Source organism: Saccharopolyspora oryzae, assembly GCF_027853915.1.
Classification (GTDB): Bacteria; Actinomycetota; Actinomycetes; order Mycobacteriales; family Pseudonocardiaceae; genus Saccharopolyspora; species Saccharopolyspora oryzae.
The window spans coordinates 41,953-52,304 of record NZ_JAQGLA010000048.1 but is presented as its reverse complement, the minus strand read 5'-3'; the positions used below and the strand labels follow the sequence as shown (position 1 = coordinate 52,304).

At 69.2% G+C, this 10,352-nt stretch carries 7 protein-coding genes; all 7 read right to left on the bottom strand.

The features are described 5' to 3' along the window. Positions 1-23: 23 nt before the first annotated feature. The 7 genes from OU415_RS24410 to dnaN all read right to left on the bottom strand — a co-directional run bounded on the left by OU415_RS24410 (position 24) and on the right by dnaN (position 10,055). Entirely contained in the window at positions 24-791 is a 768-nt protein-coding gene (locus OU415_RS24410; RefSeq protein ID WP_270951505.1) for a DUF3566 domain-containing protein, read from the bottom strand. A gap of 51 nt (positions 792-842) precedes the next feature. Beyond that, entirely contained in the window at positions 843-3,338 is a 2,496-nt protein-coding gene (gyrA, locus tag OU415_RS24405; protein WP_270951504.1) for a DNA gyrase subunit A, read from the bottom strand. A 50-nt stretch (positions 3,339-3,388) separates the two neighbouring features. Further along, the gene (gene gyrB, locus OU415_RS24400; RefSeq protein ID WP_270951503.1) at positions 3,389-5,362 is read right to left on the bottom strand and encodes a DNA topoisomerase (ATP-hydrolyzing) subunit B; all 1,974 of its coding nucleotides are present in this window, start codon (positions 5,360-5,362) and stop codon (positions 3,389-3,391) included. A 438-nt stretch (positions 5,363-5,800) separates the two neighbouring features. Continuing rightward, the gene (locus OU415_RS24395; RefSeq protein ID WP_270951507.1) at positions 5,801-6,349 is read right to left on the bottom strand and encodes a DciA family protein; all 549 of its coding nucleotides are present in this window, start codon (positions 6,347-6,349) and stop codon (positions 5,801-5,803) included. 91 nt (positions 6,350-6,440) lie between these two features. Further along, complete coding sequence (gene recF / locus OU415_RS24390; protein ID WP_270951502.1) at positions 6,441-7,616, bottom strand: DNA replication/repair protein RecF; 1,176 nt, start codon at positions 7,614-7,616, stop codon at positions 6,441-6,443. A gap of 251 nt (positions 7,617-7,867) precedes the next feature. Continuing rightward, positions 7,868-8,761, bottom strand: coding sequence for a phosphogluconate dehydrogenase (NAD(+)-dependent, decarboxylating) (gene gnd, locus OU415_RS24385; RefSeq protein WP_270951501.1), 894 nt, complete (start codon positions 8,759-8,761; stop codon positions 7,868-7,870). A 169-nt stretch (positions 8,762-8,930) separates the two neighbouring features. Beyond that, positions 8,931-10,055: a DNA polymerase III subunit beta gene (gene dnaN, locus OU415_RS24380; RefSeq protein ID WP_270951500.1), complete on the bottom strand. Its 1,125-nt coding sequence runs from the start codon at positions 10,053-10,055 to the stop codon at positions 8,931-8,933. Positions 10,056-10,352: the final 297 nt, after the last annotated feature.

Below are 10,352 nucleotides of genomic sequence, written 5' to 3'. Positions count from 1 at the left end.
ACCGGAATCGCCACGTCAGCGGCTCACTCCCGCTCGGACAGGGTGATCTCGACGCCGCCGGCGAAGTCGGCGGCCACGTTGTAGATGAACGCGGCCACCGTCGCCAGCGCGGTCACCAGCACGATGTTGATCGCGCCGATGATCGAGGCGACCCCGAACACCCTGGCGGCGCTGATCAACGGCTCGGCGGCCGCGTCGTCGGGCTGGGTCAGCTCGCTGAAGGTGCCGTTGAGCTGCTCCCACACGCCCATGCCGTCGAGCACGCCGTAGAGCACCGCCACCGCGATCATCCAGACGAAGAACAGCGCCACGCTGAGCACCAGCGCGAGCTTCAGCACCGACCACGGGTCGACCCGCTTGACCTGCAGGCTGGCCCGGCGCGGTCCCCGGCTGGGGCGTCGCGCCGACGGGGTCGACGCGTTGCGCGCGCTGCTCCCGGACCCGGCGCCGGCCCCGGTGAACGACACCGTGGTCCGGGCCGACTGCGGCACCTTGGTGCGCACGGTCTCCTGGTCCGCGAACTGCTTCGGGATGGTCTGCGTGTCGTCGACGTCCGGCACCGGGGTGCCCGGGGTGGAATCGGTGCCTTCCGCCCCGGACGCCGACGCCGACGCGCGCTGCCACGGCGGCGGCGTTTCCGTGCCGTTCAGCTCCTCACCGCTGGCGGCCTCCGCGGCCGCCGAGCCGGATTCGGTGTCCGCCTCGGCGGTGCTGTCGACTGTCTGCGTGCTGACCGAAGCCTGGTCCGCGTCCTGCGGGCCCGAGGACTCCGGCTTCTCGGAAGATGTCACGAGCGATCCTTCGGTGATCGTCGGCGGTGTGCGGCGTGGTCTCCCACAGTGTTACTTCTGCTGCTCCGGCCCCGCAGCGTCCGGGTCGACGGCTTCGTCGGCGTTGCGCGCGATGGCCACCAACGCGGAACCCTCGTCGAGGTTCATCAGACGAACCCCCTTCGTCTGCCTGCCGGCCTTGCGCACCTCCTTGGCGGTGGTGCGGATGACCCCACCGCTCGAGGTGATCGCGTAGAGCTCGTCGTCGAGTTCGACGATGAGCGCCCCCACCAGCCTGCCACGCTTGTTGTCGTGCTGGAGAGTCAGCACACCCTTTCCGCCGCGACCCTGCACCGGGTAGTCGTCGATCTGGGTGCGCTTGGCGTAGCCCCGATCGGTGGCGACCAGCACGTACCGGTCCTCGCGCACGACGCCCATGGCCAGCAGCTCGTCACCGTCGTTGAACCGCATGCCCAGCACACCCGAGGTGGCGCGGCCCATCGGGCGCAGCGCGTCGTCGGTGGCGTGGAACCGGATCGACTGGCCTTCGGCGGACACCAGCAGCAGGTCGTCGTCGGAGGAGCACAGCACCGCGCCGACCAGCTCGTCGTCCTCCTTCAGGTTGACGCCGATGAGACCACCCGATCGGTTGGAATCGAAATCGGTCAGCCTGGACTTCTTGACGAGCCCCTTCTTGGTGGCCAGCACCAGGTACGGGGCCGCGGTGTAGTCCTTGATCTGCATGACCTGGGCGATCTGCTCGTCCGGCTGGAACGCCAGCAGGTTGGCCACGTGCTGGCCGCGGGCCGTGCGGTTGGCCTCCGGCAGCTCGTAGGCCTTCGCCCGGTAGACCCGGCCCTTGTTGGTGAAGAACAGGATCCAGTCGTGGGTCGAGCAGACGAAGAAGTGCGACACGATGTCGTCCTGCTTCAGCGCCGCGCCCTGCACTCCCTTGCCGCCGCGCTTCTGCGCCCGGTACAGGTCGGTGCGGGTCCGCTTCGCGTACCCGGTGCGGGTGATGGTGACGACCACGTCCTCTTCGGCGATGAGGTCTTCCATGGAGACCTCGCCCTCGAACGGGACGATCTTGGTGCGCCGGTCCTCGCCGTACTTGTCGACGATCTCCATCAGCTCGTCGCGGATGATCTGCCGCTGGCGCTCGGGCTTGGCGAGGATGTCCTTGAGGTCCTCGATCTCCCGCTCGATCTCGGCCAGCTGGTCGATGATCTTCTGGCGCTCCAGGGCGGCCAGGCGGCGCAGCTGCATCTCCAGGATCGCGTTGGCCTGGATCTCGTCGACGTCGAGCAGCTCGATCAGGCCGGTGCGCGCGTCGTCCACCGTGGGCGAGCGCCGGATCAGGGCGATGACCTCGTCCAGCATGTCCAGCGCCTTGACCAGACCGCGCAGGACGTGGGCGCGCTCCTCGGCCTTCTTCAGCCGGTACTTGGTGCGCCGGACGATGACCTCGACCTGGTGCTTGACGTAGTACCGGATCGTCTGGTCGAGCCGCAGCGTGCGCGGCACGCCGTCGACCAGGGCCAGCATGTTGACGCCGAAGGTCGTCTGCAGCTGGGTGTGCTTGTAGAGGTTGTTCAGCACCACCTTCGGGATCGCGTCGCGCTTGAGCGTGACGACGATCCGCATGCCGCGGCGGCTGTTGGACTCGTCGGCGATGTCCGAGATGCCGGTGATCTTGCCTTCCCGGTGCATCGAGGCGATGTTCTCGATGAGGTTGTCCGGGTTGACCTGGTAGGGCAGCTCGGTGACGACCAGCGTGGTGCGCCCCTTGCTGTCCTCCTCGATGGTGACGACGGCCCGCATCTTGATGGAGCCGCGGCCGGTGCGGTAGGCGTCCGCGATGGCGTTGGTGCCCAGGATCTGGGCGTGGGTCGGGAAGTCCGGCCCCTTGATCCGCGCCATCAGGGCCTCGAGCAGCTGCTCGTCGTCGGCCTCGGGGTTCTCCAGCGCCCAGACGACGCCGTCGGCGACCTCGCGCAGGTTGTGCGGCGGGATGTTGGTCGCCATTCCGACCGCGATCCCGCCACCGCCGTTGACCAGCAGGTTCGGGAACCGCGACGGCAGCACGTCGGGCTCCTGGGTGCGCCCGTCGTAGTTGTCGGAGAAGTCGACGGTGTCCTCTTCGATGTCGGCGAGCATGTGCATCGCCAACGGGGCCAGCCGCGACTCGGTGTACCGCATGGCCGCGGCCGGGTCGTTGCCGGGCGAACCGAAGTTGCCCTGCCCGTCGATCAGCGGGTGGCGCATCGACCACGGCTGGGCCAGGCGGACCAGGGTGTCGTAGATCGCCGAGTCGCCGTGCGGGTGGTAGTTGCCCATCACGTCGCCGACGACGCGGGAGCACTTCACGTACCCGCGGTCCGGGCGGAAGCCCGAATCGTACATCGCGTACAGCACGCGCCGGTGCACCGGCTTGAGCCCGTCGCGCACGTCCGGGAGGGCGCGCGCGACGATGACGCTCATCGCGTAGTTGATGTAGGAGTTCTGCATCTCCTGCTGGAGTTCGACCGGTTCGATCCGGCCGTGTTCCGGCGGCAGGATTTCCGTCATGCTCGTCCCTTGCTATTCGGAGAGTTCGGTGGTTGGCCTGCGCGTCGGCGTCACACGTCGAGGAAGCCGGCGTCCTTGGCGTTGCGGGTGATGAACGAGCGCCGGGCTTCGACGTCCTCGCCCATCAGCACGCTGAACAGCTCGTCCGCGGTCGCCGCGTCGTCCAGCGAGACCTGCAGCAGCAGCCGGGTCTCCGGGTTCATCGTGGTTTCCCACAGCTCGTCGGCGTTCATCTCGCCGAGACCCTTGTAGCGCTGGATGCCGTCGTCCTTCGGCAGCTTGCGGCCGGCGGCGGCACCCGCCTCGAGCAGCGCGTCGCGCTCGCGGTCGCTGTAGGCGTACTCCGGCTCCGACCGCGGCCACTTGATCTTGTAGAGCGGCGGCTGCGCCAGGAAGACGTGGCCGTTCTCGATCAGCGGGCGCATGAAGCGGAACAGCAGGGTGAGCAGCAGGGTCCGGATGTGCTGGCCGTCGACGTCGGCGTCGGCCATCAGCACGATCTTGTGGTACCGCAGCTTGGACAGGTCGAACTCGTCGTGGATGCCGGTGCCCAGCGCGGTGATGATCGCCTGGACCTCGTTGTTCTTGAGGACCTTGTCGATCCGCGACTTCTCCACGTTGATGATCTTGCCGCGAAGCGGCAGGATCGCCTGGAAGCGCGACTCGCGGCCTTCCTTGGCCGAGCCACCCGCGGAGTCGCCCTCCACGATGTAGAGCTCGCACTCCTCCGGGTTGTTGGACTGGCAGTCCTTCAGCTTGCCCGGCAGGCCGCCGATGTCCATCGCGCTCTTGCGGCGCACCAGCTCCTTGGCCTTGCGCGCGGCCATCCGCGCCTGCGCCGAGGAGACCGCCTTGTTGACGATGACCTTGGCCTCGGCCGGGTTGCGCTCGAACCAGTCGGTCAGCCACTCGAACGCGGTGGTCTGCACGAACGACTTGACCTCGGTGTTGCCCAGCTTGGTCTTGGTCTGGCCCTCGAACTGCGGCTCGCGGACCTTCACCGACACGATCGCGGCCAAGCCCTCGCGGACGTCGTCACCGGTGAGGTTGCCGTCCTTCTCCTTGATGAGCTTCTTGTCCCGCGCGTAGGCGTTGACCACGCGGGTCAGCGCGGAGCGGAAGCCCTCCTCGTGGGTGCCGCCCTCGTGCGTGTTGATGGTGTTCGCGAAGGTGTAGACCGACTGGTTGTAGCCGGAGTTCCACTGCATCGCGATCTCCAGCTCGTGCCCGTTCCCGGACGCGGTGAAGGCCACCACCTTCTTGTGGATCGGCTCCTTGGTGGCGTTGATGTGCCGGACGAAGTCCTCCAGACCGCCCGGGTAGTGGAAGGTCCGCTCCTTGGCGCGGGCGGTGGTGCCGCTGGCGTCCTCGCCTGCCGCGTCCTCCTCCTCGACCCGCTCGTCGCGCAGGATGATGGTCAGGCCCTTGTTCAGGAAGGCCATCTCCTGCAGGCGGCGCGAGATCGTCTCGGCGTTGTACCGGGTGGTCTCGAAGATGTTCGGGTCGGCCCAGAAGGTGATGCTGGTGCCGGACTTGTCGGTCTTCTCCCCGCGCTCGATCTCCGAGACGGGCTTGGAGTCCTCGTAGCGCTGCCGCCACACGGTGCCGCCGGTGTGGATCTCCGCTTCCAGCGCGGTGGACAACGCGTTGACCACCGAGACGCCGACGCCGTGCAGACCACCGGAGACCGCGTACGCGTCGCTGTCGAACTTGCCGCCCGCGTGCAGCACGGTCAGCACGACTTCCAGGGTCGGCTTCTTCTCCACCGGGTGGATGTCGACCGGGATTCCTCGGCCGTCGTCGACCACGCGCACGCCGCCGTCGGGGAGCAAGGTCACCTCGACGGTGGTCGCGTACCCGGCCATCGCCTCGTCGACCGAGTTGTCCACGACCTCCCACACCAGGTGGTGCAGACCGCGTTCACCGGTCGAACCGATGTACATGCCCGGACGCTTGCGGACGGCCTCAAGGCCCTCAAGAACGGTGATGGACGAAGCGTTGTATTCGCTCTTCTTCGGTGCCACGGGCCTCGATTTCTCCTTGAGCCGACTGTGCTGTCAGGGTGATCGGTCGATGCCGGTTCGAACGCGCCACGTCCCGCACCGCTGACCACTTCGGGGCGACTCTCGTCTGCTGGCGCCGCACCGGCCGGTCGGCCGGTTCCGCGCACCACACCGATGCGCTGTCTGGTGGACGCCTCGGCCACACCCGGTTCGATTCTACTGGTCTCCCCGGACAGAAGTGGGGCAAGGACACCCCTGACTTGCTCACAGAGCGAAGAACTCGAATCAATCCACCATCCGAGAGCCGCGAGCGGCGCCTGTGGGATCTCGGCGGCGATCGGCCGCCCGTCAGGCCGCTCCGGCGCCGGGGCCCGCTCCCCGCCCCCGGCGATCGCGCCGGAACCGGGCGTCGCCACCGCCCCAGCAGCCCGATCACCTGCACCTCCGGCGCTGACCGGATCAACCGTAGGTGTCGCGCGGGCCGCGGCCGGGGACGTGCCGCGGGCCGTGTCGCCAGCTGGGCGCGGCCGGCCCCTGCACCTTGATGCGACGGACCACGTCGCGGCCGACTCCGTCGCTGATCCGCTTGAGGATCTGCCGCTGCAGCAGCCGCAGCTGGGTGGCCCAGGCGGTGGACTGGGCTTGGACGGTGAGCTCGCCGTCCTTGAGCGCCACCGGTTTGGTGTGCTCGGCGACGTCGGCGCCGACCAGCGAGGACCACTTCGCGAACACCTGGCCCCCGGAGAGGTGCTCGGTCCAGCCGTGCTCGGAGGCGATGCGGGCCGCCAGCCGACCCAGCGGCTGCGGGTCCCGATCGTCCGGACCGGGCCCCGACCAGCCACGACGTCGACGTGGGCGGATCTTGCCGCCCTTCTTCTTGAGCGCCTTGCGGCGGGCCGCGGACTGCTCGCGGGCGGCCTGCAGCGCGGCGCGTGCCAGATCGGGGCCACTCAACCCGGGACCATCCCCGGCTCCGGCGGCCTCGCCCGGTGGCGTCGAGTTATCCACACCATCCACAGAGTTATCCCCAGGTGTGGGTAGATCCGTGGACCGAGTGGTGTCCTCGGTCACGCTGGGTGCACCGGCAGATCGCGCGCGGTCACTGGACACGTCGCACCTCGCCTTCGCGGACGTCGTATCGCACGCCGGCGAGCTCCGGCGGCACGTCCTCGGCGACCGCCGCGGTCACCAGCACCTGCTCGGCCCCGGCGACCAGCTCGGCCAGCCGGGACCGCCGGCGCCGGTCCAGCTCGGCGAAGACGTCGTCCAGGATCAGCACCGGTTCGGCGCCATCCTCGGTGAGCAGGTGGTAGGAAGCCAGCCGCAACGCCAGTACGAAGGACCACGATTCGCCGTGGCTGGCGTAGCCCTTGGCGGGCAGCTCGCCGAGCAGCAGCTCCAGGTCGTCGCGGTGCGGACCGACCAGCGACACGCCGCGCTCGATCTCCTGCGGCCGGACCCGCGCCAGCTCCTCGAGCAGCGCGGCCTCCAGCACCTCGACGTCGGCTTCCTTGCCCATCGGCTCGCCGTAGCCCTCCGGCAGCGAGGCGCCGAGGCTGCTGCGGTAGCGCAGGGAAGCGACCCGGCTCGACGGCATGGTGGCCTCGTCGGTCGCAGCGACGTTGGCGTAAGCGCTGGTCACGTGGGGTGCGATGGCAGCGACGAGGTCCAACCGACCGGCCAGCAGCTCCGCGCCGTAGCGCGCCAGGTGCCCGTCCCAGACCTCCAGCGTCCGCAGATCCGCTTTGGCCCCGCCGCGCTTCGCAGCCCCCGCGGACTTCAGCAGCGCGCTGCGCTGCTTGAGCACCCGCTCGTAGTCGGAGCGCACGCCCGCGAACCGCGGCGCGCGGGAGACCAGCAGCTCGTCGAGGAACCGGCGGCGTTCGCCCGGGTCGCCGCGGACGATCGACAGGTCTTCCGGCGCGAACAGCACGGTGCGCAGGATCCCCAGCACGTCGCGGGGCTTGGCGGCAGCGCCGCGGTTGATCCGGGCGCGGTTGGCCTTGCCCGGCGTGATCTCCAGTTCGACCAGCAGCTCGCGACCGCCGTTGACCACGGCAGCGCGCACCACCGCGCGCCCCGCACCCTCGCGGACCAGCGGCGCATCGCTGGCGACGCGGTGCGAACCGAGGGTGGCGACGTAGCCGACGGCCTCGACCAGGTTCGTCTTGCCCTGCCCGTTGGACCCGACGAGCGCGGTGATCCCCGGCTCCAGGGCCAGGTCGGCGTGCGGCCAGGACCGGAAGTCGGTCACCTGCAAATGACGGACGTACACGACGATCCAACTTAGTGGTCGGCCGATCCAGCCCGAGACCGATTCACGTTCTCCGGTTGGTTCGGTGGGGTGGAGCGAACGGCCTGTCCGCCACGCTCTACGAGGTGAACGGTCCGTTCGCAACGCAGCACCGGGCCGCGGGATGTGAGGTGAACAGTCCGTTCGCTCCGTCAAGAGGGGTGAACGGTCCGTTCGCCCGAACTCCGGTGTTGGGTCGATTTGTCGACAAAGCGACCCAACACCGGGTGTGCTCAGCTCTCCGAGTCGGACTTCTGGACGGCGTGGCCGCCGAACTGGTTGCGCAGCGCCGAGACCGCCTTCATGGCGGGCGAGTCCTCCTGGCGGGAGGCGAAGCGGGCGAACAGCGACGCGGTGATCACCGGGGTCGGGACCGCGTTGTTGATCGACTCCTCGACCGTCCAGCGCCCCTCGCCGGAGTCGTTGACGTACCCGCGCAGCTCGGTCAGCTCCGGGTCCTCGTCCAGCGCCCGGACCAGCAGGTCCAGCAGCCAGGAGCGGACCACGGTGCCGCGGCTCCACGCCTTGATCGTCTCGGGCACGTTGGTGACCACGTCCGAGGCGGACAGCAGCTCGAAGCCCTCGGCGTAGGCCTGCATCAGGCCGTACTCGATGCCGTTGTGCACCATCTTCGCGTAGTGCCCGGCACCCACCGGACCGGCGTGCGCGAAGCCCTCCTCGCGCGGACCCTCCGGGCGCAGCGCGTCGAAGATCGGCATGGCGCGCTCGATGTCCTCGGCGTCGCCACCGGCCATCAGGCCGTAGCCGTTCTTGGCGCCCCAAACACCGCCGGACACACCGACGTCGGCGTACTTGATCCCGTTCTCGGCGAGCAGCGCGGCGTTGGCCTGGTCGTCGGTGAACTTCGAGTTGCCGCCCTCGATCACCAGGTCACCGGCGGACAGCAGCCCGGCCAGCTCCTCGACGGTCTGGCGGGTCGGGTCGCCGTGCGGAACCATGATCCACACGATCCGCGGGCCGGTCAGCTTCTGCACCAGCTCCGCGACCGAGGCGACGTCGCTGACGTCGGGATTGCGGTCGTAACCGACGACGTCGTGACCAGCGGCGCGCAGCCGCTCACGCATGTTGAAACCCATTCGGCCGAGACCGACAAGTCCGAGTTGCACCGGATCTCCTCTGCGAGCTGTGTTTCCACTGGGTTGGTCGGCGCGCGAGGTGGGACCGCACCAGCTGAATCGATCTGACCGGAGCCTAACCGCCGACGGCGCAGGCCCCGGCCGGACCGGGCTTCGGATGTGATCCAGCCCCATCGGCGGGGCTGCGGGAGTGCTGAGCTCAGCCCGGGAGGCGGACTGGCATCAGCAGGTAGAGGTAGCCCTCCGCCACGTTGCCATCCTCGTCGACCGGCTTGATGAGCGCCGGGCGGTTGGAGGTCGTGAACTGCAGTTGGGCGCGCTCGGTCTTCATCGCACCGAGGCCGTCGAGCAGGTAGGCCGGGTTGAACGCGATGGTCAGCGGCTCACCGGCGAGCTCCACCGCGAGCTCTTCCTCGGCGCTGCCCTCGTCGTCGCCACCAGCGGTCAGCCGCAGCACGCGGTCGGAGAACTCCAGGCGCACCTGGGTGCCGCGCTCGGCGACCAGCGACACGCGCTTGATCGCCTCGATCAGCGGGCCGACGTGGATGTTGGCCGTCACCGCGCTCTCGGCGGGCAGCAGCTGGCGGTACTTCGGGAACTCCGCGTCCAGCAGTCGCGTGGTGTTGCGGCGCTTGGTGCCGGACAGGCCGAGCAGTCCGTCACCGGAGGCCAGCGAGATCTCGACCTTGCTCGCGCCGGCCCCGAGGGTCTTCGCCGAGTCGGCCAGCGTCTTGGCCGGGACCAGCACCGCGGTGTCCTCGATGGTGGTGCCCGGCTCCCAGGTGATCTCGCGCATCGCCAGCCGGAACCGGTCGGTGGCGACCATGGTCAGCTTGTCGGCGTTGATCTCCATCCGGATGCCGGTGAGCATCGGCAGCGTCTCGTCCTTGCCCGCCGCGACCGCGACCTGCCCGACCGCCTCGCCGAACAGGTCGGTGGGCACCGAGCCGGCGTGCTCCGGCATCGCGGGCAGCTCGGGGTAGTCCTCGACCGGCATGGTCGGCAGGCTGAACTTGGAGCTGCCGCAGGTGATGGTGACGCGCGAGCCGTCGACGGTGAGCTCCACCGGACGCGCCGGCAGCGCCTTGGTGATGTCGGCCAGCAGCCGCCCGGAGACCAGAGTCTTGCCGCTGGCGTCGATCGAGGCGTCGATGGTGACCTGTGCGGAGACCTCGTAGTCGAAGCCGGAGATGGTCAGCGCCTCTCCGGAGCTCGCATCGAGCAGCACGCCGCCCAGCACCGGAACCGGTGGCCGCGACGGAAGGCTGCGCGCGACCCAAGCGACGGCGTCGGCGAGACCGTCACGTTCCACGCGGATCTTCATGGGTGTCCTTTCGGTTTCAGCCATGCGCAGGCTGCCGAGAACTGTGTCCGAGCTCCAGAGCTCATTACGGGTCGTGGTGCTCCGGCCCCGCCGCACGGGGTGGAGCGGTCCCCGCACGGACGCCCCGGGAGGCACCGGACCGCCTGACCCTCAGCCAGGGCAACGGCGCGAAGTTCGCCGGGACTGCCTCCGCGGGAGTTCCACCGTAGAGCGTGCGCCGCGATCTCCGCATCCGGGTCCGAGCAGTTCGTCGGCCCGCCCAGGCCTGTCGAGCGGAGTTGTCCACTTATCCACCGG

Bases quoted from the DNA above. Each gene is read 5' to 3' on its own strand.
- gyrA (WP_270951504.1), bottom strand. From the start codon at position 3,338: ATGACGGAAATCCTGCCGCCGGAACACGGCCGGATCGAACCGGTCGAA.
- dnaN (WP_270951500.1), bottom strand. From the start codon at position 10,055: ATGAAGATCCGCGTGGAACGTGACGGTCTCGCCGACGCCGTCGCTTGG.